General features: G+C 55.7%; 19 protein-coding genes. 5 read left to right on the top strand and 14 right to left on the bottom strand.

The genetic code is table 11. The annotated features are described in order from the left end of the window. Positions 1–130: 130 nt before the first annotated feature. The 4 genes from MWH26_RS03070 to MWH26_RS03085 all read right to left on the bottom strand — a co-directional run bounded on the left by MWH26_RS03070 (position 131) and on the right by MWH26_RS03085 (position 4002). A complete protein-coding gene (locus tag MWH26_RS03070) occupies positions 131–1135 on the bottom strand; it encodes a hypothetical protein (protein ID WP_247976002.1) in 1005 nt (334 codons plus the stop codon). A 97-nt stretch (positions 1136–1232) separates the two neighbouring features. Then, complete coding sequence (locus MWH26_RS03075; protein ID WP_244695176.1) at positions 1233–1496, bottom strand: barstar family protein; 264 nt, start codon at positions 1494–1496, stop codon at positions 1233–1235. 142 nt (positions 1497–1638) lie between these two features. After that, positions 1639–2133: a hypothetical protein gene (locus MWH26_RS03080; protein WP_244695177.1), complete on the bottom strand. Its 495-nt coding sequence runs from the start codon at positions 2131–2133 to the stop codon at positions 1639–1641. A 57-nt stretch (positions 2134–2190) separates the two neighbouring features. Beyond that, the gene (locus MWH26_RS03085) at positions 2191–4002 is read right to left on the bottom strand and encodes an ABC transporter ATP-binding protein (RefSeq protein WP_247976003.1); all 1812 of its coding nucleotides are present in this window, start codon (positions 4000–4002) and stop codon (positions 2191–2193) included. A gap of 283 nt (positions 4003–4285) precedes the next feature. Here MWH26_RS03085 and MWH26_RS03090 point away from each other — a divergent pair, with 283 nt between their 5' ends. Beyond that, on the top strand, positions 4286–4765 hold the full coding sequence (locus MWH26_RS03090) for a hypothetical protein (RefSeq protein ID WP_247976004.1): 480 nt from the start codon (positions 4286–4288) through the stop codon (positions 4763–4765). A 140-nt stretch (positions 4766–4905) separates the two neighbouring features. Here the strand turns inward: MWH26_RS03090 and MWH26_RS03095 are convergent, their stop codons facing one another. Together MWH26_RS03095 and MWH26_RS03100 are read right to left on the bottom strand one after the other, a co-directional pair. Further along, entirely contained in the window at positions 4906–5877 is a 972-nt protein-coding gene (locus tag MWH26_RS03095) for a proline iminopeptidase-family hydrolase (RefSeq protein WP_247976005.1), read from the bottom strand. 126 nt (positions 5878–6003) lie between these two features. Then, entirely contained in the window at positions 6004–6798 is a 795-nt protein-coding gene (locus MWH26_RS03100) for an alpha/beta fold hydrolase (RefSeq protein WP_247976006.1), read from the bottom strand. 244 nt (positions 6799–7042) lie between these two features. Here MWH26_RS03100 and MWH26_RS03105 point away from each other — a divergent pair, with 244 nt between their 5' ends. Both MWH26_RS03105 and MWH26_RS03110 read left to right on the top strand, forming a co-directional pair. Further along, complete coding sequence (locus MWH26_RS03105) at positions 7043–9283, top strand: xanthine dehydrogenase family protein molybdopterin-binding subunit (RefSeq protein ID WP_247976007.1); 2241 nt, start codon at positions 7043–7045, stop codon at positions 9281–9283. Positions 9284–9442: 159 nt separating this feature from the next. Continuing rightward, positions 9443–11014 carry a M28 family metallopeptidase gene (locus MWH26_RS03110; RefSeq protein ID WP_247976008.1) on the top strand — a complete coding sequence of 524 codons (1572 nt, stop codon included), beginning with the start codon at positions 9443–9445 and terminating at the stop codon, positions 11012–11014. A 245-nt stretch (positions 11015–11259) separates the two neighbouring features. Here the strand turns inward: MWH26_RS03110 and MWH26_RS03115 are convergent, their stop codons facing one another. The 5 genes from MWH26_RS03115 to MWH26_RS03135 all read right to left on the bottom strand — a co-directional run bounded on the left by MWH26_RS03115 (position 11260) and on the right by MWH26_RS03135 (position 15651). Further along, the gene (locus MWH26_RS03115) at positions 11260–12717 is read right to left on the bottom strand and encodes a carbohydrate-binding protein (RefSeq protein WP_247976009.1); all 1458 of its coding nucleotides are present in this window, start codon (positions 12715–12717) and stop codon (positions 11260–11262) included. A 496-nt stretch (positions 12718–13213) separates the two neighbouring features. Next, entirely contained in the window at positions 13214–13759 is a 546-nt protein-coding gene (locus tag MWH26_RS03120) for a hypothetical protein (protein ID WP_247976010.1), read from the bottom strand. A gap of 136 nt (positions 13760–13895) precedes the next feature. Continuing rightward, the gene (locus tag MWH26_RS03125; protein WP_247976011.1) at positions 13896–14756 is read right to left on the bottom strand and encodes a dienelactone hydrolase family protein; all 861 of its coding nucleotides are present in this window, start codon (positions 14754–14756) and stop codon (positions 13896–13898) included. Between the two features lie 81 nt (positions 14757–14837). Next, positions 14838–15209 (bottom strand): cupin domain-containing protein, encoded by a 372-nt coding sequence (locus MWH26_RS03130; protein WP_247976012.1) that lies wholly within the window; start codon positions 15207–15209, stop codon positions 14838–14840. Between the two features lie 181 nt (positions 15210–15390). Then, complete coding sequence (locus tag MWH26_RS03135) at positions 15391–15651, bottom strand: Kazal-type serine protease inhibitor domain-containing protein (RefSeq protein WP_247976013.1); 261 nt, start codon at positions 15649–15651, stop codon at positions 15391–15393. Between the two features lie 251 nt (positions 15652–15902). Here MWH26_RS03135 and MWH26_RS20185 point away from each other — a divergent pair, with 251 nt between their 5' ends. Beyond that, complete coding sequence (locus MWH26_RS20185; protein ID WP_311136877.1) at positions 15903–16337, top strand: CsbD family protein; 435 nt, start codon at positions 15903–15905, stop codon at positions 16335–16337. Positions 16338–16531: 194 nt separating this feature from the next. After that, the gene (locus MWH26_RS03145; RefSeq protein ID WP_247976014.1) at positions 16532–16891 is read left to right on the top strand and encodes a YtxH domain-containing protein; all 360 of its coding nucleotides are present in this window, start codon (positions 16532–16534) and stop codon (positions 16889–16891) included. A 552-nt stretch (positions 16892–17443) separates the two neighbouring features. On the opposite strand, the gene lysS is transcribed toward MWH26_RS03145, so the two are convergent. The 3 genes from lysS to MWH26_RS03160 all read right to left on the bottom strand — a co-directional run bounded on the left by lysS (position 17444) and on the right by MWH26_RS03160 (position 22629). Continuing rightward, positions 17444–19006 carry a lysine--tRNA ligase gene (gene lysS, locus MWH26_RS03150; RefSeq protein ID WP_247976015.1) on the bottom strand — a complete coding sequence of 521 codons (1563 nt, stop codon included), beginning with the start codon at positions 19004–19006 and terminating at the stop codon, positions 17444–17446. A 211-nt stretch (positions 19007–19217) separates the two neighbouring features. After that, entirely contained in the window at positions 19218–20255 is a 1038-nt protein-coding gene (locus MWH26_RS03155; protein ID WP_244695190.1) for a hypothetical protein, read from the bottom strand. A gap of 226 nt (positions 20256–20481) precedes the next feature. Next, positions 20482–22629: a carboxy terminal-processing peptidase gene (locus tag MWH26_RS03160; protein WP_247976016.1), complete on the bottom strand. Its 2148-nt coding sequence runs from the start codon at positions 22627–22629 to the stop codon at positions 20482–20484. Between the last annotated feature and the right edge of the window lie 302 nt (positions 22630–22931).

Raw genomic sequence — 22931 nt, forward strand, 5'->3', positions numbered from 1 at the left:
GAAAAGCAAAATAGGCCCGTCCGGACGAGCTTGCTTGCCGGAAGGGTCTACCCAAAACAAGGTAGGTCAGCTATTTAGGCGTAAGGGCAATTTCGCGGCTAAATTCCCTGACTGCGCTACCCGGCTCCGCCTACTTCTTGCGCAGGTACAGCAAGGTCGACTGGTTGGAGGGGCCGTACTTGTCGTTAATCAGGAAATATCCACCCTGGTAAGCGGCCATGCCCTCCCAGTTATAGGTTTGGTACTGCGCGGGCAGCTCAAACAACGGTTTCCAGCGCAGCTGGTGGTGCTTGTAACGCAGGCTAATGAGTCGGCAATAGTTCTGGTAACCAGCCCCCGCCTGAATAAACCGGGCGTTAGGGTCCGGGGCCGGGGTGCGGTACACGCTGTCATCGTTGCCGCTGTAGAAGTAGTTAATGGCCGTGAAGCGGTTTTTGCCTTCGTGCACCAGGTCCGTGACCCGGAAGGGCAGGCGGCGTAGGGGTATGTACTGCGGAATGTCGGGGGTGGTTGCGGCAGCGGGCAGGGTAAAAGCGTAGTTGTCGTGGGTAAAGTAATTGTATTCGTAGAGCAGTAGCAGGTTTTTGTCGTAGCTCGCCAAGGCCTCAAAACCAGCGTTATAGATGTGCGTGCTGTTGGTTAGAGTAGGTTTGGGCAAGGGCACCAGGTAGCGGGTATCTAGGGTGATAGTCGCTGCTGCGTCATGTAGTTCGCCTTTAATCAGGTAGCAGTACGGCGAGGCTGTGGCCGTTTCAATGGAGAAATAGGCTACCTCGCCCACCATCGTAAAACCCTCCAGCCCTTCGTACACCTGGCCGGCGCTGTCCAACCGGGCCCGGATCTTATCCAGATTCAGTAGGGCGTACTTCTTGTAGGTTAACGCCTGGGTTTCTTTCGCCAGCTGGGCGTTGATGCTACCCAAATCCAGGGCATATACCTTGGCCTCGGCGCGCTCCTGCAAGCGGCTCTCCGAGAGTAGCAGCAAGTGGTTGTTGTGGCGATAAAGCCCGGAGAACTGGTTGTTGCGGTCCGCAATTTCCGCCGGTAGGGTAATGCCCTGAATGGTGAACTTGGGCTTCTGGGCGCACACGGCAAAACTGCCACACAGCAGCGCAGCTAGCAGAAAATATTTCATAGACGCAAGACAAATTAGCTTCTAAAGGTAGGCCACGACGCATATCTGGCAACTGCCGCCCGCGTCTTACCCCTGCAAGCGTACTTCGGCTTTGCCCTCAGCCCAGTGCCATGCGTTTCGGCGCCATTTCTTGATTATAATCCTGAATCACCCGCCGCAGAATCCCCATATCGTGGGGACAGTGCTGGGCGAATTCTTCCCAGTTGGTGAGCGTCAGCACGGGCGGCATTTCTGCAATGGCTACAATAGAATCCCAGAAAGCATCCCAACTCGGACCGTACCACTCCTCAAAGCCCAGCTTCTCTTTAAATAGCTGGTGAATGGCAACTTTGCTGGTAATGCCAGTCAGGTCAAGGGTCATGGTAAAGTGCTAGTACAACTCTAAACCAAAGATAAATAATGTCCTAATGAAGTGGAATCGACTTTCCATTACGACGACATAAGAGGCACGGCCACCTCATCGAAATAGGTTACGAGCTAGAATGCATAATTTTTTTAAAAGATCAATCTATTGTAAATATAATTTTCTTAGCTGCTTCAAATTCCTTTTCGTCTGCCATGATAAATTTTAATACGTCTTCTGGTATGATTAAAGTTTTATGATGACCCATATCCTTTCGAATAAGGATGAATAATTCAAGAAATGTTCTTAAGTGACGTGGGTCGTTAGGATAGGACGTCCTGGTTACATCCCATTCAATAAGTTTTCTGACAATCGGATCAGGGGCATATATAATGAGGTCTTTTTTGATATCGATTAATCGTGATACCAGATCAGATTCCGTCGTAATATTTAGTTTTTTCTGTAATTTAAATACATCAAAAAAGAAGGAAAATATTTCGTGATATACTTTATATTTTCTGTCAGATACTTGATTTTGTATATTCTTAATTCTGTCTCTTTGCTCTTTTACGACATAGCCTAGAGCAGTAGCAGCTACTGCAAAAACAGCTGCGAATATTTCAGATAATGATACAGATACTTCTGTGACATTCATTGCTACGAGAATGGAATGATGATTATATAAAACTAAGAAAAGAAACATTACTATTTATTACGCCGCCGTGTCGCCTACCTCGTCTTCATCATCCACCATTACCCGGGCCAGCTTCTCGATGTTGAGGGAGCGGGCCGAAGCGTCGAAGATTTCGCGGTAGGTGCCGCGCAGGTCGTAGAGGTGCTCGTGGGTGCCGCTTTCCACCATGCGCCCCTGCTTCATCACGTAAATGCAGTCGGAATCGACAATCTGGGCCAGGCTGTGGGAGATGATGACCACCGTGCGGCCCTGCTTAATGGCGTCGAGGGAGTTCTTGATTTGCTCGGTGGCAATGGCATCGAGGGAAGCGGTGGGCTCGTCGAGGAAGATGATGGGCGGGTTTTTCAGGAACAGGCGGGCAATGGCAATGCGCTGCTGCTGCCCACCGGAAAGCTGCTGGGCGTCGGACTGGTAGCCATTGGGCAGCTCCAGTATCTGCTCGTGCAAGTAGGCCTGCCGGGCCGCAGCCTGGATCTGGGGTAGGGTGGCGTCCATGACACCGTAGCGGATGTTTTCCTCAATGGTGCCCTTAAAGATGTGGTTTTTCTGGAGTACCAACCCGATTTGCTGGCGCAAAGCATGGGTGTCGTAGTCGGCCAGGGGCCTGCCGTCGAGGAGCATTTTGCCGTGGTCAGGGGCGTAAAACTTGCAGAGCAGGTTAATGATGGTGCTCTTGCCGGCCCCACTCAGACCCACCAAAGCAGTGGTCTTGCCGGCCTCAATGGTCAGGCACACGTCGTGCAGGGCCTGGGTGCCGCTGGGGTAGGTGAAGTCTACGTTGCAGATGTCGAAGGTGCCCTGCAGGTGCGTGGGCTGGACCGGACCGGTGGGCTCCACCGCATCGTGGGCATCCAGAATATCAAAGAAGCCCTCGGAGTAAGTAAGGGCGTCGTTCATTTCGTCGTAGATGCGGTGCAACTGCCGGATAGGGGCCGATACGTTGTTGAACAGCAGAATGTGGAACATAATGGCCCCGATAGAAATCTGCCTATCAAGCACCAGGTAAGCAGTCAGGATGATGATGAGCACTACCCCAATCTGCTCGGTGAAAGTCTTGAGGCCGTCGTAGAGGAAGTTGATTTTGCGGGTTTCCATCTGGGCTTCCTGTAGGTTTTGCTGCACCTGGGCCTGCTTCTGCTCCTCGTAGTCCTCGCGCACAAAGCTCTTAATGACCACCGCTGAGTCAATCAGATTCACGAGGCCCTGGCTTTTGGCCTCGCGCAGGCTGCGCAAGGCCCGGCGGGTGCCGTTGAGTCGGTCGGCCTGCCGGTAGCTCAGCCAGAAGTACACGGGCAGCACGGCCACGGCCACCAACCCCACGTACACGTTAGCCATAAACATAATCACCAGGGCCACAATGGAATTGGCAAACAGGGGCAGAATGTCAATGAAGAAATTCTGCACCAGCTTCATTAGGCTCTCCACGCCCCTATCAATGCGGGTTTGCAGCTTGCCGGTTTGGTTGCCGCTGTCGGAGTAGAAGCCGAGCTGGTAGCTAAGCACCTTATGCACCGCATCCTGAGAAAGGGTGCTCGAGACATTAATGCGGATTTTCTCGCCGTAAAACTTCTGCCCGAACTGAATCAGCGTGTTGATGATTTCCTTGCCCAGTAGCAGCCCACTTACTAGCAGCAGCAGGTTGGCCCCCTCCGTTAGGCCCTGGCGGCGGTCTAGCATACCTTGCACCGTATCCACGGTGTAACGCAGCACAAACGGGTTTACCTGAGCGGCCAGGGAGCCCACCAACGTCAGCAGCAGGGTAGCAACGACCAGCCCCCGGTAGGGCCGCACGTACGGAATCAAACGCTGGATAATTTCCCAGAGGCTCATGCAGAATCGGCTAGGTGAAGGGTAGCCGGTTAGACGAGCGTTGCGGGGTAGGGGTTATGCAAGGGCCAGCCGGCTTTACCCTAAGCGCCAAGCTGCCGCCGTATGCTCTGGAAAACTAGGCTGAGCTGCTTGCTACTGAGGCCTTTTGTGAGCTGCGAAATAGAACTTAAGCAAGAACGTGCGTTGATGTTCTAATTTTAGTAAAATACGTGGATGTAAACTTGGTATAATGTTTCAACTGTACCATATTATTGTATTCCTATTAGAGCCAACCCACCCGCGTATGTTCTCTTTTATTGACTTATACTCACCTTTATCTGGTAACAAGCTGCGCAAGCTGCTGGTGGTAGTACTGGCCGGCGCCTTGCAGAGCTGCGCCAGCGGATACCAGCAGCCGCAAGTCGTAAGCAACAGCTTGCGCACTCCGGAGGTAGCCCCCATGGAACTGAACAGCTTCAGCGTTGCGCCCGCCGCGCAAGCAGTGGAGCTGCACTGGGAAACGGTAGCCGAGTTAGGTTGCGCTTATTTTACGGTAGAGCGTAGCACCGACAACATTAGCTTCACGACCATTGGCCAAGTGCCCGGCGACGATATGGCCATTGCCCCCACCACGCACGAGTTTACGGACCGCCAGCCGCTTGCAACAACCGCCTACTACCGGCTCCGGCAGGTTGATTTGAACGGGATAGTACACGCTGGCCCCACGCGCACTTACGATGCCCGCCCCGAAGGTGCCAGCTGGAAGCAGCTAGCACGTTTCTAACGCTGGTACTCAATTTACTTCAGCCCATTCTCAACTACATGGTGCCCGCACATAACAGAAAAAGCTGCCTTTAGGCAGCTTTTTCTGTTAGTAGAAGGTGTAGCTGGTTAGCTTAGAAACCAGCCTGCCGCCTACTTACATTAACCCTTGCGCTCGGTTTTCCGCAGAAACGTAATCAGGGCGGGGAAGTAGTGCTCTGGGTCGTCCCACATGGCGTAGTGTGAGCCTTGGGGGCAGATGTACTGCTGGCAATTAGGAATGTGCTTTTGCATGTAGGCAATGTCCGCGGTGGGCACAAAGTCATACTTCGAGCCGATGACCAGGGTAGGCGTCTTGATGTAGGCCAATCGGTCGGAGAAGTCCCAGGAAACCATGGTAGGCAGCATAAGGGCCGCGTATTTACGGATAATGAGGGCTTGGCTGCGGGTGAAGGTGGGTGGCTCCGGCGTCCGGCGCATCATGTGCAGGCTGCGGAATTCGGTTTGCACGGCGGGAGTGATGTAGCCCGACAACGTTTTCAGCCCCATAGTATCGAGGCCGGCTACCGTTTTGCCTTCCTTGGCGGCGTGCCGGCGGATAACGTCGGCGTACTGGCTGTAGCGGTGCTTGTTAAAGACGGTGGCTTTGTAGCCGATGTCGGAAGTAATCAGGCCCTTCAGGTGCTGCGGATACTTGGCGGCATATTCCAGGGCCAGCATATTACCCCAGGAGTGGCCCAGCAGGTAGAAATTATCCAGGCCCAACCCCTGGCGCACTTGCTCTACCTCCTTCACAAAGCGCGGAATGCTCCAGACGCTTTTATCCTCGGTCTTATCAGAATGGTAGGAGTTGAGCTGGTCGTAGTAATAAATTTCGACGCCTTCCTTGCTCAGATACTCGGGGAAGTTCTCGAAATACTCGTGCGTATTGCCGGGGCCGCCGTGCAGCAGCAAAAGCTTAATTTTTCCCTCCCCAACCTTTTGGGTCCACACCTTATACTTACCGTCGACGGTTATCATTTTCACTCCCGGCGCCTGCATTTTAGCCGTGTAGCTGCTGTCTGTGGCCTGGGCGCTGCCCAGAAAAGGAAGGGCTAAGAAGAGAAAGACGAGTAAAGAAGTGCGGAATAACATGAACTAAGGCAGTGGTAGGCAAGGATGCAACTCGCGGAAGCCAGGCCCCAGTGGCCCGTTACGGCCCGGAAGATGCACAAAATTTCCGGCCAGGCATCCGCCCGCCAGACTACCCGCTGCCGGTTTCTAGGCGTGAACGAAGGAGTCCATGACGCTAAGCATTTCGCTTGGGGCGCTAACGTGGGGGCAGTGGCCGGCCACGGGCAGCGTAACCAAGGTAGCGTGGGGAATAGCCGCGCGCAGATAGTCGCCTACCTCCAAGGGGGCAATCAGGTCCTGGGCGCATTGTACCAGCAGGCAAGGCACTTGCAGCTTCTTCACGTCCAGGCGGTTATCGGAGAGGAATGTAACGCGGGCAAACTCCTTGGCAATGGAGGGGTCGTTCTGGCAGAAGCTATGAATAAGAGACGCGGATAGTGAAGGCTGATCGGGTGAGCCCATCAGAAACGGCACAAAAGAATCTACCCACCCCACGTAATCCTTTTCCATGTAGGCTAGCATCTGCTCAATATCCGTCTGCTCGAAGCCACCGTGGTACTCGGCCTCGTTCAGGTAGCACGGCGAGGGGCAAACCAGCATTAACTGCCGGAAATAAGCCGGCTCCCGGATGGCCGCCAGCACCCCAATCATGGCCCCTACGGAGTGCCCAATCAGCGTAACCTGGGTGAGACGCAGGTGCTGACAAATTTCCAGAATATCCTGGGCGTAACCATCCAGAGACGTATATTTTTGCGAAGTATAGGTAGAGGTGTCCGAGAGGCCAGTCCCAACGTGGTCAAAGAGCACCAGCTGAAACTGTTCGGAAAAAGCGGGAATAATATAGCGCCAAATGCTTTGGTCGCACCCGAAGCCATTGACAAAAAGTAAGGTCTGGGGGCCATGCCCGAGCACCCGCACATTGTTGCGTTTGAGGATGTTCATAGTGAGTTACTGACTAGCGGCATAAGACGCTGCATGAAACTTACGCACAGATATACGAGAAACAGTTTCCTTTCTTTTCAATAAGGTAACAAGAAGACTACCTAGGTAGGTAAAGCACGCCCGGTAAGGAGTAGGTTCCAACGGCTCTGCAGCTTTCCTGCCAGCTGCTCCGTATGGCTAGAAGGCGCGGGTTATCCTGCGGTTGGGTGCCGGCCCGGAGCCGGTGGGATATGTTGTCGTGCGCATGGAAAATCACCTCTTTGCTTCTCCTGCCCTGGGAGCTCCGCTCAACCGGGTAGATGGCCACCTGAAAGTAACCGGGCAGGCGCGGTACGCCGCCGAACACGCCGTGCCCGGCGTAGTGCACGGCGTGCTTCTAACCAGTACCATTGCCCGGGGCCGCATTAAAACTCTGGACACCAAGGCGGCCGAAAAAGCGCCGGGGGTGCTGGCCGTACTTACCTACCGCAACTCGCCGGGCGTGCCCGCCTACCAGGACGCCGCTGCCAACAACAACCCTCGGCTGGCTGGGCAGGAGTTGCGCGTCTTCCACGACGACCAGATACACTTTAGCAACCAGCCCGTAGCCTTGGCCATTGCTGCTACCCTAGAGCAGGCTCAGCACGCGGCCACTTTGGTGCGAGTGCAGTATGAAGGAACCCCACCCGAAACCAACTTGGCCGAGCACCGCGCCCGGGCCCACAAGCCCCAAAAAGCCGACGACTACCTGCGTGGCCAGGCCAATGCCTACCAGCAGGCGCCGGTGCGGGTGGAGCAGGAATACCGCACGCCGGTGCAAGTGCACAATCCCCTGGAGCCCCACGCCGCTATTGCCCGCTGGGATGGCCCGCGGCTGACGGTGTACAACAAAACCCAGGCACCGGCCCTGGCCCGCCAGGACCTGATGCGCATGTTTAAGCTACCCCCGGATGCGGTGCAGGTACATTCTCCCTTCGTAGGTGGGGCCTTCGGGGGCGCTTCCCGCATCTGGCCCCAGGAGGTAGCCGCCATTCTGGGGGCGCGGCTGGTAGGGCGGCCCGTGAAGGTGGCCCTCACGCGCAGCCAGATGTTTAATTTGGTTGGCTACCGGCCGCATTCCATCCAGCGAGTTGGGTTGGGCGCTACCCCCGACGGCCAGCTTACGGGCATTACTCACGAAGCCGTTGGGCAGACGTCCCGCCACGAGGAGTTTACGGAGCGCATCGTAGACCCCACCAAATCGGCCTACCAGTGTGCTAACCTCAACACGCGGTACCAGCTTGTGCCCCTGGATCTGAGTACCCCCGCCTGGACGCGCGGCCCCGGCGAAGCCAGCGGCTCCTTTGCCCTAGAATCGGCCATGGATGAGCTGGCGGTGGCTTTGCGCCTGGATCCGCTGGCCTTGCGCCTGAAGAACTTCGCCGCCACCGACCCCGTGGGCAACAAGCCCTGGTCGAGCAACCAGTTGCGGGCCTGTTATGAGCGCGGAGCCGAGCGCTTCGGCTGGAACAAGCGCCCCGCCGAGCCCCGCGCTACCCGGCAGGGCGAGTGGCTGGTGGGCTGGGGCATGAGCATGGGCATCTATAAGGCGGAGCGAACTAAGGCCGCCGCCCGCGCCCAGCTTTTCGCCGATGGCCGCCTGCTGATGCAAAGCGCCACGGCCGACGTAGGGCCGGGCACGGCCACCATCATGAGCCAGATTGCGGCCGCGGCCAGCGGGGTACCCGTGCAACACATCCGCTTCGAGCTGGGCAACTCATCTTTGCCGCCCGCGCCGGGGCAGTTTGGCTCCCACACGGCAGCCTCGGTAGGGGCCGCGGTGCACGCAGCGGGCAAGGCCCTGCAAGAGCAGCTGCTGGAGCTGGCTGCCCGCGCTCCTGCCTGGGCCAAGTACCGCCTACAACCCACCGACCTAGTGGCCGAAGACGGCGCCGTACGAATGAAGCGCACCCCCGGTACAGCCCTTTCCTACGCCGCCATTCTGCGTGAACACAGCTTAATGGGCCTCGATCTGTCGCGGGAAGTGGATAAAGGGCCGGAGCAGGAAGCCCACTCTGGTAAGTCCTTCTGCGCCAACTTTGTGGAAGTGCGCGTGCACGAGCCGACGGGTACGGTGCGGGTTAGCCGGGTAGTGTCGGCCTTGGATGTGGGACGGGTGCTCAACCCTAAAACCGCCCGCAGCCAGGTGTACGGCTCCGTGGTGTGGGGCATCGGCATGGCCCTGCTGGAAGAAGCGCGCCTGGACCACCGCTACGGCCGCTTCGTGAATAACCAACTGGCTGAGTACCACGTGCCCGTCAGTGCCGACGTGCCCGACATCGACGTACTATTCATCGACGAGCCCGACCCGCACCTCAACCCCATGGGTGCCAAAGGCCTGGGAGAAATTGGGTTAATCGGCTTTACGGCCGCCGTGGCCAACGCCGTGTATCACGCTACCGGTCAGCGCATCCGCGAGCTGCCTATCACGCCTGATAAGCTGCTAAAAGGTAGCGCCCGAAGTTGATGGCCGGGCGGGTAGGGTAGCAGTAGCTGGCGACTGTTTCTTCGGGGCAGGGTGGTTGAGTGCGTAAGTCAGGTGAGGCGGGTAGGAGGGGGTGCGCAACGTGCGCGGGGTTTTCGGTACTTTAGAGGCGGTACTAATTTTCTCAACCTTCCTTCTCCGATGCATACACTCCGACTCCTTGCCCTGGCCTCGGGCCTGGTGGCCGCTACCCCGGCCTTGGCCCAGCAAGGCACCAAAGCCGACCCAACCGTACTCGCTAAAATCAAGGATGAGGGCCTGAACCGCTCCAAAGTGATGGAAACGGCCTTTTACCTTACGGATGTATGCGGTCCGCGCCTGGCTAACTCCGAGGGCCTGAACCGCGCCAACCAGTGGACCCAGAAGCAGCTAACCAGCTGGGGCCTCACCAAAGCCACTATTGAGCCCTGGGGTACTTTCGGCCGCGGCTGGGACATTGAGAAGTCGTATGTGGCCATGACGGCCCCCTACTACCACACCCTCATCGGGGCTCCCAAAGCCTGGACGCCCAGCACCAACGGCCCTTTGAAAAAGCAGGTAGTAGTAGTGAAAGCCACCACGGAAGCCGAGCTGGACAAATACAAAGGCCAACTGCGCGACAAAATTGTGCTGCTAGATGTAGCGGCTCCCAAAATTGGTTTCGAGCCGGATGCCAAACGCTACACGGCCGAGGAGCTGCAGAGAATGGCTGACTACAAGCTGGAAGCGGCGGCAGCTGCTCCCACCTCGGCAGAAATGGAGCAGCGCTTGGCTGCCCGCCGGGCTATGCTAGCCTTGCGCACCAAACTGTCGGATATGATTCTGAGCGAGGGTGCTGCTGCCATTCTCAGCAGCCGGGGCGGCTCCGATGGTACGTTCTTCACCTCCAACGGCGCCCCGTACGCCGCCGATGCCAAGCCGGTTCTGCCTGAGCTGGAAATGGCTCCCGAGGACCAACTGCGCCTCATTCGCCTTGCCGAAGCCGGCATTCCCGTGGAACTGGAACTCGAAACCCGCACCCGCTTCCAGAGCCAGGACTTAAAGGGCTACAACGTGGTAGCTGAAATTCCGGGCACCGACAAGAAGCTGAAAAGCGAGGTAGTGATGCTGGGGGCGCATATTGATTCCTGGCACGCTGCCACCGGCGCCACCGACAATGCCGCTGGCTGCGCCGTGATGATGGAAGCCGTCCGGATTCTGAAGGCCGCGGGCGTGCAGCCTCGCCGTACCATCCGCATTGCCTTGTGGGGCGAGGAAGAGCAGGGCTTGTTTGGCTCACGGGGCTACGTGAAAAACCACTTCGCCGACCCCGCTACCATGAAACTGCTGCCCGAGCACGAAAAGCTGGCCGCTTACTTTAACCTCGATAACGGCGCCGGTAAAATCCGGGGCATCTACGCCCAGGGCAACGAGGCCGCGGCGCCCATCTTCCAGGAGTGGCTCAAGCCCTTCGCCGATATGGGCGCTACCACCGTTACCCTGCGCAACACCGGCGGCACCGACCACCTCTCTTTCGACGCGGTGGGCCTACCGGGTTTTCAGTTTATTCAGGACCCGCTGGACTACGGCACCCGCACCCACCACACCAACATGGACACCTACGAGCGCCTACCTGCTGACGATATGAAGCAGGCCTCCGTGCTGGTGGCTTCCTTTGTGTACCAGGCCGCCATGCGCGACCAAAAGCTGCCCCGCAAGCCGCTACCTGCCGCCAAGCCGGAACAGCGGATGTAAGCAGTGAAACGGTGACTAAGTGAGTTGTTATGGGTAGATAGGGCCAACCCTGTTTTCCCTACTCAAACAAACAAGCCCTTACCTCTATGTCGGAGGTAAGGGCTTGTTTGTTTAAGTAAAGTCTGGCAGAAGAACGAGAATAGGGCGCCGGTGTCCTCGCCGCTGCTTTTCTTCCCGGAGGAAGCGAAGTAGCGGGCTTTCTGATTGTGGCACCTCACTCAGGCACTCAGTCAGCGTTTCACTGCTTACTGCACCACCAGCTTTTGCACCGATTTGCCGGTGGCGCTGCTGACCTGAATCAGGTACAAGCCGCTGCGCAGGGGTAGGTCTTTGCCTACTTTCACCTCTGAGCCGAAAGCTGTCGTCTGCCACACCTGCTTGCCCTGGGCGTCCAGAATCTGCACTTGGGTTGGTAGTAGCTCGGCGGTGGGAAGCTGGATGGTAAGGGCGGAACCGGCTGCGTAAGGATTCGGATAGACGCTGAAGGGTTTGTCTTGCTCAGTGGCGGTAGCCGTGGCGGTTATAGCGGCGGGACGAGCTGCTGCCTTAGTAATCCGGATCCAGTTGAGGTTCCAGCCGCCAGTCTGGGCGAATACGCCGAAGTTGTAGGTACCGGCATTCACGGTTACGGTTCTCGATACGGTCGTCCAGTTCTGCCAGCCGCCGGTGGCCGGAATGGTGGTGTTGCCCAGCTGAATAGCGCCGGCGTTCAAATCAGAAGAAAGAGTGCCGCCGCTGGGGCTGGCCACGCGGTACTCAATGGTATAGGTCCCGGTGGTTGGAAAGTTGATGGCGTTGTAGGCCATCCAGTCGCCGGCATCAATGTAGGACACGTTCTGGCCCCCACCCGCGTCGGTGGTGGTTTCCAGCTGCACGCCGTTCATGGAGCTGTAGCTTTCGGCCTGAATGGTGGTGCTAGAGGTAGTGGGTGGGGGAGTGGTAGTGCCCGACTTCTGATACACCCGCACGTAATCGACGAACATGGTGGCGGGTAGCTTGCTTTCGTCCACGGTCTGGCCGGGCCAGTTGCCGGCTACGGCCATGTTCAGCAACAGGAAGAAGGGCCGCTGGAATTCCTCGGTGCCGCCCGTGCTGTTCGTGATGTTGATTTCGTGGTACTTCACCCCGTCCACGAACCAGCGGATGTAGGTAGGCTCCCACTCAATGGAGTAGGTGTGATAATCCTGGGGCGTAGTGATGATGTTGCCACCGTATTCGGCGTGGCCGTTGTTGTCCCAGTGCACCGTGCCGTACACTTTATTCTCGGCGTTGATGTGCTCCATCACGTCAATTTCGCCGCAGGCCGGCCAGCTTACCGTGTTGATGTTGGCACCCAGCATCCAGAAGGCTGGCCACAGGCCCTGGCCCAGGGGCAGCTTCATGCGGGCCTCAATCTTGCCGTACTTAAACTCCTTGAGCCCCTGCGTTTTCATGCGCGAGGAGGTGTAGGGCATGCCGCCTACAGTTTCTTTGCGGGCTGTAATCTGCAGGATGCCGTTGACAACGGTTGTGTTGGCGCGCTGGTAATACTGCTTCTCGTTGTTGCCCCAGCCGCCCCCGCCGGTTTCAAATACCCAGCTGGAGCTAATGCCGTTGGTGAATTCATCGGCCCATACCTGCTGGTAGGTTTGGGCGTGGGAAGGAGCGGAGCCGAGCACGCATAGTGCAGCCGCTCCAAAAAGGGAGGTAAACCGGTGTTTCATTGGTTGTGTGGGAATTGGTGGATTGGTAAGTAGAGCAGCGGGGAAGCCAGCAGCGGCCGGCAGCGCAAGGGGCAGGTGCAGTAGAAGCGCCCAAGGGTAGGGCACGCATCTGCAACCTAACAACCTGAAGTAGCGCAAAACCAGGTGTATAACCCGGCGGAAGTAGCCAAATATATCGGCCGGCTAGGCAGAAACGCAAGGCCCTAAACGGCTCCACCACGCGGTGCTGCCTGGAGGCAGCAACCCGTTTATACACTTACAACACATGCCCAACGCACGCATTTTCCGGGTCAGCAAGCCCCAACCCAGCTGGATAGCTCAGCCGTGCCGGCATCTAAAAAACACGTAAAAAATTGTCCAATTGCCAAAGTTTTCTACAATTCCTTACCGCTCTCAGTTTGGCAGAAGGTAAGGTCCTGGAGGTGGTGCTACGCTTTAAACCGAAACAGCCCACGGCGTAGAAGGCGGTAGGCTGTAGAAGAAAAGCTACTCCAGATTAGCAGGGTGTAGAAAGTTCTATGCTTTCCAGGAGCCCGTTGTGAAAGAGCAGCGACCAGGTGTAGTCGTTGGGAACCTGCGCGCTTTCAAGCAATATCTGCACGCGCTGGCCCTTCTTGTACACATCCACTATGCTCTGCTTTTTCACGGCCTGTGGAAATACGTTGGCCAGGCTTACCAGGGTAGTAGCGCGACTTAGCCGAAGGCCTGCACTCCGTAGTTCCAGACCCGGGTGGCGGTTGAAATCAAGCGACGTGACAACGGCTGTGTCGCCGTACACCTCCGTGCAGCTTCTGCCGTAGTATGCGCATTTAAATGGCCGGTTGTGATAATAAGGCATGCAATAGTCCATCATGTCCGGAGCCACGAGGCTATCAGGTCGGCCCAGTACCTTATATAGGCCGGCGGTAGTGCCTACCAAATGCTGGGTGCCATTCAGGGTAACCTCGTCGGAATCAATAAACTCAATAGGCCCAGGGGCAGGTGGAGCCGGGCTATGAGTGGCGGGATTGGTGGCGGCCGGACTTGGCGCTGCTACCGGCATTCCATCAGCGGAGCCGGATTTTTGACAGCTGATAAGCAGTGCTCCAGCTACCAACAATGGGTATATGTTGAGAGCCAACCGGTTCCTCATAAATAGAAATAGAATAACGTGCGGGAGAAAACACCTCGATTAGCAGTTAGCCTAGCTTCTTCTTAAAGAGCTTCAGGGTCCGGTTCCAGGCCAAATTAGCGGCCTCGGCATTGTAACGAGCCGGGGAGGAATCGTTGTTGAAAGCGTGGTTGACGCCGGGGTACACGTACTGTTCGTACTTCACGCCGGCTGCTTTCAGCGCGGCCTCATAAGCGTCTTTGCCGGCATTTACCCGCTCATCGAGGCCCGCATAGTGCAGCAGCAGTGCGGCTTTGATATTGGGTACGTCCTGGGCGGGCGGCTGGGTGCCGTAGTAAGCCACGGCCGCGTCCAATTGGGCATCATGGGTAGCAAGACTGTTGGCCATGGCGCCGCCCCAGCAGAAGCCCACGCAGCCAGTTTTGCCATTTGAGTCGGGCCGTTGGCGCAAGTAGCGCAGGGCCGCCAGGTAGTTTCCCAGGTTCTGCTGCTTATCGAGCTTACCGATGAGCGTGCGGCCCTCGTCCTCGTTGGCCGGCGTGCCCCCAAACACCGACAGGGCATCAACTCCCAGGGCCAGATAGCCAGCCTTAGCCACGCGGCGCGTTACATCCTTGATGTGCGGGGTCAGGCCGCGGTTTTCATGGATTACTACCACGGTCCCGCGTTTCTTCTTGCCCTTAGGACGCACCAAATACCCTTTCATGGTTACGCCAGCCTCGCCGGGCCAGGTTACTTCCTCGGTCACTAGGTCTTCATCGTCGGTGGGTACGGTAGCAGCTTGGGCGTAGCCGGGCTCCAGCACGGCCAGGGCTGCAACCGCCAATGCCGTACCACCCGCCAGCTTCACTAGGCGGTCCAGAAACTCCTTACGAGTCAGGGGAGCGTGCGTATACTCGTCGAAAAGGTTGATAATGCGCTGATCCATAAGCAAGAGGGTGAGTGACAGGGAAGGCTACTTAGCGTAGACCTCAGGAAGATAGGGCAATTCCTCCCGGCTTATATAAGGTTACTCGTCCTCCCGGTGCACAGTAGCCGGGCTGAAGGCCGGCACGCAAATCGACCAGTACTCGCACTCGGCATCGAACGGGTTTGAGTAGCGCACCCGGGCACCCGCCTTAATTAGCAACGATTCACCCGCACTCAGCTCAATCACGTCGCCATCTACCTCAAACCGCTTCCGGCCCCGCACGATGACGGTTACTTCATCAAATTCCGGCTGCTGGTGAGGTTCACTCCACTGGGGCGGAGCCACCATATGGGCTACACTGTACTGGCCCGTGCCTGTGCTGGCATGGCCAATGTGCTCCTCTATAAGTTTACCATCGGTGGTAGGTACCACAAATGGGTTTTGCTGACGGAAATAACGCTTCTCAGCCATAGGTAGGAAAATCTAGAATGAAAAGGCACCTCAAAGGGCCTTGGTCCTGCAAGCTACAACCCGCCAGGAGAATGTATTCCCAGCAGCTTGCACCGACAGCCCAAACCAGCAAACCCTGTAAGCGGAAGCTGCCTACCCAATGCGGCAGTAGCTTCTTCGGCTCATCTTACAGATGAACACCTTATTTACTACCACCTTGGGGTTGCCCGGTGCCAGCACAGGCGCCTTTAGTGGAGCTAGTCACGCCTGCGTTAGTAGCCTGGCAGGCATTGCCATAAGTTTTGCCGTCGCAGCCGCATACTGGGTCGTACTGCATGGTACACATGGCATCCTTTCGGATTTTGCTAGCATCAATGCAGGGTGCTTGCGCAGAAGGTGCTACCCCTTGTTGGCAGGCACCCAAGGGAAGTAAAAACAAGGCAAGAAGGAAGATTTTGTGCATCAGGCAAAGGAAAGAGGAGTTCTAGAATTTAGACTACGGCAAGCCGTGAGCTTCGAATAAGATTCGGGCAATATTATAAGTTGCTAATTTTTATATTGAGGCAAAACCTCGGTAACATCTGTCCGTATAGCTGCCCATATCCGGTACCCAATCTCCTCATTACGGGGTAGCAACTGGTCCTTAGTGGCCTGGAATACCGGGGTTTACCCTTGAACCCTATTTTTTCACTCCCTTTCTCTCCCCTACGAATCATGTCATATCACGAAGAAGACAACTCGGGCAAAATTCTCCTCGCTGCTCTGGCCGGTGCCGGTGCTGGTATCATTGCCGGCCTGCTGATGGCTCCCGATAAAGGCACGGCTACCCGCAGCAAGCTGGGCAGCGCTGCTACCAAATACAGCGGTCAGCTGGGCGAGCAGCTCTCTAAATACGGCGAAGACCTCGACTCGAAGTTCAAAGGTTACATCGAAAAGCTGGAAGACCTGGGCATCACTGGGGCTGGCTCCAAGCTGAAGCTGAAAGGCAACTGGGATGAAGCCAAAGGCAAGTTGAAGCAGCAGTACGCTCAGCTCACCGACGAAGACCTGGAGTACGCTGAAGGCCAAGGCGATGAGCTAATCGGCCGCCTGCAGAACAAGCTCGGCAAAGCCAAGCAAGAAGTAGTAAAGCTGCTCAACGACCTGTAAGCCAAGCTTGCAAGCAACCGAAAAAGCCCCAACCTTTAAATGAGGTTGGGGCTTTTTGCTGCCCAGTGGCTTCAAGTAGGTACACCTACTCTGCTCCGCATGGTCCTGGCAAAACAACTGTCTCTTTATTTGCGTTACTACTACCCCGGTGCGTCGCCGGACGGTTGTATTCTCACCTCAATTTCTTCCGCCTCATGCAAGACACGAAAGGCAAAGTAATACTCTCCCTGCTGGTCGGGGCTACGGCTGGTGTAGTAGCCGGGCTACTGTTGGCCCCCGAAACTGGCGACGACACGCGCAGCAACCTCAAGAAATCGGCCGCCAAATGGACGGACGACCTAAGCAAGCTGCTCAAGCAGGGGCAGGCTCGTTTGGGAGCCCTGCAGAGCGAAGGTGCCATTTCCGAGCAATTGCACACTGACCGCACGGCCGCTGACAGCCTGCTGAATTCACTCAGTGATTCGGCCTATGAGATATCAACTTCTAATGAGGTTGATTCTGACTACGATGGGGTAGGGGGCGATTCCCGGCACTACCCAGGTTATAAGTCCTGATAATTTTTTTAGGAATGTTGTAACCCCACGCCAACAACCCCGTTAAAGAATATACAATCGGCTTGAAAGAAGATTGGAGAAGTTATAGCAAGTAAAATTGCCGACTCGTTGAGCTTCTGACAGGATATGGTTAAACAGCCCGTCAGTAAAATCGAATGCTGTCCATCGCAAGCTTCTTGTGTAACCCCAATCGGAAGGGTAAGCCATTTGTACTAAACGGAAAGCCTCTCGCCATTCATACAGCGGGAGGCTTTCTTAGTTTAGATCGGTTCGCCTTGTGAAGAAATTTTTCCTCCGATGTAACCTTGTTTTACCTGCCACGTTAAAGAGCACATAACCGGCTTACAAGAAGTTGGATACTCACCTGTTGTAAAATTGCCGGCTGTAGAGCTTCTGCAAGGGAATGGTTAACAAACCTTGGCAGTAAAATCGTACATGCTCATCGCAAGCTTCTTCAGGCAAAGGCTATTCAACGGACAGAATTAGTCAGTTAAAAAAGAAAGCCTCCCGCTATATCAGCGGGAGGCTTTCTGACTTTTAGTGGGTAGGCGACTACGCTTCTGCCTCCGGCTTCGGTGCATTTTCGGACTTTGTGTACTCCGGCTTCATTTGCGGGAAGAACAGCACGTCCTGAATAGAGTTGGAGTTGGTCATAATCATGCTCAACCGGTCGATGCCAATACCTAGGCCGGCCGTAGGGGGCATACCATATTCCAGGGCCCGGAGGAAGTCTTCGTCCAACACCATAGCTTCCGTATCGCCGCGCTTACCAAGCTCCAATTGGTCCTCAAAACGCTGGCGCTGGTCAATAGGGTCGTTGAGCTCCGAGAAGGCATTGCAGATTTCCTTGCCGTTGCAAATGGCCTCAAACCGCTCTACCAAACCTGGCTTGTTCCGGTGCTTCTTGGCCAGCGGCGACATCTCCACGGGGTAGTCGGTAATGAAGGTGGGCTGAATCAGCTTGGGCTCCACATGCTGCCCAAAGATTTCGTCGATGATTTTGGCTTTGCCCATGCTGGGGTCCAACCCTACTTTCAGGTCCTTGGCGGCGGCGCGCAGCTCCTCTTCGCTCTTGCCATCGATGTTGAAGCCCGTGAAGTGCTCGATGGATTCGGCCATGGTGAAGCGCTTCCAGGGGCGCTGGAAGTTGATGAGGTTTTCGCCCACCTGCACCTCGGTTTTGCCGTGCAGGGCCAAGGCTACGCGCTCTACCATTTCCTCCACTAGGTCCATCATCCAGTAGTAGTCCTTGTAGGCTACGTACAGCTCCATCTGGGTGAACTCCGGGTTATGGAACCGGCTCATGCCTTCGTTGCGGAAGTCCTTTGAGAATTCATACACCCCATCGAAACCGCCCACAATCAGGCGCTTCAGATACAGCTCGTTGGCAATGCGCAGGTAGAGCGTCATGTCCAGCGTGTTGTGGTGGGTTTTGAAGGGCCGGGCGGCGGCCCCACCGTATAGGGGCTGCAGGATAGGGGTTTCTACCTCCAGGTAGCCTTTGTCGTTGAGGTAGTTGCGCATGGCCTGCACCAGCTGGGTCCGCTTCACGAAGGCGTCGCGCACATGCGGGTTTACTACTAGGTCCACGTAGCGCTGGCGGTAACGCTGCTCCGGGTCGGAAAAGGCATCGTAGGTGATTTTCTCGCCGGTGGCCTCATCGGTGCGCTCCTTTACCACAGGCAAGGGGCGCAGACTCTTACTTAGCAGCGTGAAGCCGGTTACATGGATGGAGGTTTCGCCTACCATCGTTTTGAATACGTGACCTTTCACGCCCACGAAGTCGCCAAGGTCTACCAGTTTCTTGAAGACGGTGTTGTACAACTCCTTGTCCTCGCCCGGGCAGATTTCGTCGCGGTTGATGTAGAGCTGAATACGGCCCGAAGCGTCCTGCAACTCCGCGAACGAGGCTTTGCCTTTCACCCGAATCGACATCAGGCGGCCGGCCAGGCTTACGTCCTGAAAGTTGTTGAGCTCGGGGTGGTAGTTCTCGAGAATTTCCTGGGCGTAGAAGTTCACGTCGAACAGCTCGGAGGGGTAGGGCTCAATGCCGAGCTTCTGGAGCTCTTCCAATTTGCCACGACGGATTATCTCCTGTTCGCTGAGGTGCTGCATGGTGCGATGGGTAAAAACAAGGCCCACACGGGGCCAATAAAGTCAAGCCGCAAAAATAGCGCGGCTCCAACACTTATTTGCATAAACTCCCGAAGAGTTGGATAGTTGCCGAAAATGCATGGGTAATAGGATCCGCACAAACAAAAAGCGCCGGCCCAATGGACCAGCGCTTACGTGTATATGCAGTAGGACTACTAAAAAGTTCGGAACCTTAGGCCGCCATACGCATGGTCGGCTCGTCGTCGCGGAGCATGGGCTCAACGCGGGTTTGTAGGCGCTCCTGCACAAAGGAGTTCTGCAAGTGTTTCGGCAGCTCAGCAACCAGCTGCTGGTAGCGCTCTACGCCCATGGCCTTGGCCACGTAGGTTTCGTGAATACCGTTGAGGTAGCTCACGATGTTGAGCAACGACTGGTGGAAGAGTTTGAAGTCAATCTCGGCCTCCACGAAGCGCTCAATCTCACGGCTGGTCTGGGAAATCCGCAGGCGGCCCAGCAGGTCAAAAATGGTGGTGTAGCCGAGACGCCACGTAATTTGCTGCCAGTGAGCGGCCGTCCACTTGTCAAGCACCTTACCGGTCTTCTGGCTACGCAAAGCCGTGTTTGGGTTAGCCTGCACTTGCTGGCGGGTGGCCTGGGCCTTCAGCTTGCGGGTAGTGCGGAGGAACTGCCCGATCTGAGCCTGCGCGTCAATCTCTTTGCCGGCAATGTGTAAACCTGCTTTATAACCGGCCAGCGGCAGACGGTGAATGCTGAAGTCGCCGTAAGCGCCGGCAGCATAGAAGGAAATAGGACGCGGATAGGCGTTGCGCACAACCAAGCGGCCAACTTCCCGGCGAATCAAAGACGGGTTGCTGCTGCGCACACCAGCGGTGTACAAGAAGGCTTGCAAGCCCGCCATAATGGTATGGTACGCCTGCGGGAAAGTCCAGTGCAGAGCGTTACGTAGGTAGTCCTCGTCGCCGAGCTCCGCAGTAGCCCGCAAAGCGTACTCCGTGCTCCAGCTAGCGTGTAGCAGCTTGGTAACTGCCTGCACATCAGCGTCGGTTAGCTCGGCCTGGTGAGCCCGGAAATAAGGCAGATGCTGCAGGCCACCCATGGCGTCGTCAGCCTCTTGAATGTGGTAGTTAATAGCGAAGAAGTAGTTCAGGAACACCTGGGCCGGAATGGATTTGCGCCAGATTTCCTCAGCCTGCTTCTGCTCGTCCGTTACGAGCGGAATGATGGTCGTTTCCATGTTCGTCGTTGTCATGCTTAGTAAACCAAGGTAGCACGTTTTGAGTTCTTATTTGCTAATTTTTTTAACATGATTTACTAAAAATAAGTGTCTATTTATCAGGTAGTTATAGTGATAAATAATTCTTGTAATCGTAAAATGTTTACAGGCTGTTTGCTAACGAATGAATGGCTTGGGTGTGAAGCCAAAAAAGCCCTTCCGCACGTGCGCGGAAGGGCTTTGTAAAGGGGCTAAATGAACCTTACATCTGGTCTTTCAGTACGGCTACGGCTTCACGCAACGTGATGTCCTTCTTCAAAGGCTTTACAAAGCGCGACGCGCGGTTTACCTTAATAGTATCAGTACCCAACTGACGCAGATCAAAGGCCAAGGGGCTGATAGCAATGGGCTGAGCCGCGTTCTGTACAGCTTCATACTTGTCCGATTCTGCTTTAGCCTGAACCTGCTCTGCCCGGTAGTTGGCCAGTTTCAGAGACACCTTTGTGTCATCCTTGCGCTTTACCATGCGCTGCACCATATCTGAGAGCTGCTTGAAGCTAAGGCTGGCGTTTACGCGCGCAGTGCTCGCTTGGCGGAGCTTGTCGATGGCAGGAGGGGCATTCCAGGCACGGTAGCGGGCAGGCGTAATTTCGTCCCACTTCAGCGGGTAGTCCGTTTCCTTCTCGCCCTGATCGAGGTAGCTGTAAGCATCCGGCAGAATGATATCCGGAATGACACCCTTGAACTGGGTCGAACCGCCGTTGATGCGGTAGAACTTAGAGGTAGTCAACTTCAGCGAGCCAAAAGGCTTGATGTTGTTGAATTCTGCGGGCATAGCCTCGTCCAGATCAAAGATGCGCTGCACGGTGCCTTTGCCATAGGTGCTGGCTGAGCCCATCACAACCCCACGCTTGTAATCCTGAATGGCAGCAGCCAAAATCTCGGAAGCGGAAGCACTGTACTTGTTTACCAGCACTACCAGCGGACCACCGTACTGAATACGAGGATCACGGTCATTCAAGATGGTAGGGGCACCTTGGCTGTTACGCACCTGTACCACCGGGCCGCTGTCCACGAAGAGGCCAGCCATTTCCACGGCATCTTGCAACGAGCCACCCCCGTTAAAACGCAGATCAAGGACAACGCCTTGCACGTTTTCGGCTTTCAGTTTCTCTAGTTCCTTTTTCACGTCGGCAGCCGAGCTACGGCCCCCGTTGTCATTGAAGTCGGCGTAGAAATTAGGGAGCTTGATGTAGCCTAGTTTCTTGCCATTGTCTTCAATGGTAGCCGATTGTGCGTAGGTTTCCTCAATTACCACCACGTCGCGGATGATGGAGATAATCTTGGTGCTAGCGTCGGGCTTTTTCACCGTCAGGCGTACTTCCGTACCCTTCTTGCCCTTGATCATGGATACGGCCTTATCGAGACGCATTCCTTCCACTGAAACGGGCTCAGCAGCGCCCTGGGCAACTCGCAAGATAATGTCGCCGGCTTTCAGCTCACCTTGGCGGTAAGAGGCGCTGCCCGGAATGATATCAGATACTTTAATCTGACCATCTTTCTCCTGCAGAGAAGCGCCAATACCTTCGAAACGGCCCGTCATGGCAATATCAAACGTTTCCTTGTCGCGGGGCGCGAAGTACTCCGTGTGCGGATCGTAGGTGTTGGCAATGGTGTTGGCGTACATGGCTAACCGGTCGTTAGCGTCCGTCTGCTGCAAGTCCTTGAAGTAGTCATCAAAGTACTTCATTACGCGCTTGCGGGCTTCAGCCTCCATTTGGGCCGGGGTACGCATGGGTTCAGAAGTGGTAGCTGGCGAAGGAGTGGCCGAAGTTGAGGCCAGTGGCTTATCCTTCTTCTTAGCTTGCTCATCCATCATTTCTGACACCCGTACCATGGTCTGGTACTTCAAGAACTTGCGCCACTCCTCACGCTGAGCAGCGGCATTCGCCGCGAAGGTTACTTTGTCTGATTCTGTCTCGAAGCTTTCCTCGGTAGTAAAATCGAAAGGCTTAGAAAGAATATCCCGGTACAAGCCCTGAATGTCCTTTACCCGCTGCGCCATAAGCTGGTTACCCAGGTCCATGAATTCGTGGGTGCCACGCTGCACTTGGTTGTCAATATCCAACTGATACTTGTGTAGCTGCTCAACGTCCGTCTGTAGCAAGAATTTCTTGCTGCTGTCTAGGCGCTTCAGATACAAATCAAAAACTCGTTTGGAGAAGGTGTCATCAATACGCTCGGGCTGGTAGTGCGCCTGCGTGAGGCCCTGCAACATGGCCTTGATGAGTACTTCGTCTTTCTGAGGAGAGCGGCCATCGTTGCGCCGGTACAGCTTGTAGGAAGCCAGTACGAATACCGCCAGCAACACCGAGGCATAAAGGCCTATCTTGAGTCGGGGGGAAGACATGAATTATCGGGGTGAAATGAAGGAAAGTCAAACAGAGACGAACTACTGCTACAGGCTACGCAGAGTATAGAGCAGCGGTTTTATAGGAAAACGTCGATGGCAGTTAAATAAGTGCCCTCGTGCATTTGCGAATTCCTATCCAAGGGTAGAGAAACAACAACAGAGGTTGCATATCACCGGCTAGATTGAGTTAATCCTATATAGTGGATCAGCAAGTAAGCACAGAATGGTCAATGAGAAACAAGCAGCGCGGAGTTAAAACAAAAAAATGCTCTTCCTAACTGAATAGGAAGAGCATTTTC

The organism is Hymenobacter sublimis, from assembly GCF_023101345.1.
GTDB classification, from domain to species: domain Bacteria; phylum Bacteroidota; class Bacteroidia; order Cytophagales; family Hymenobacteraceae; genus Hymenobacter; species Hymenobacter sublimis.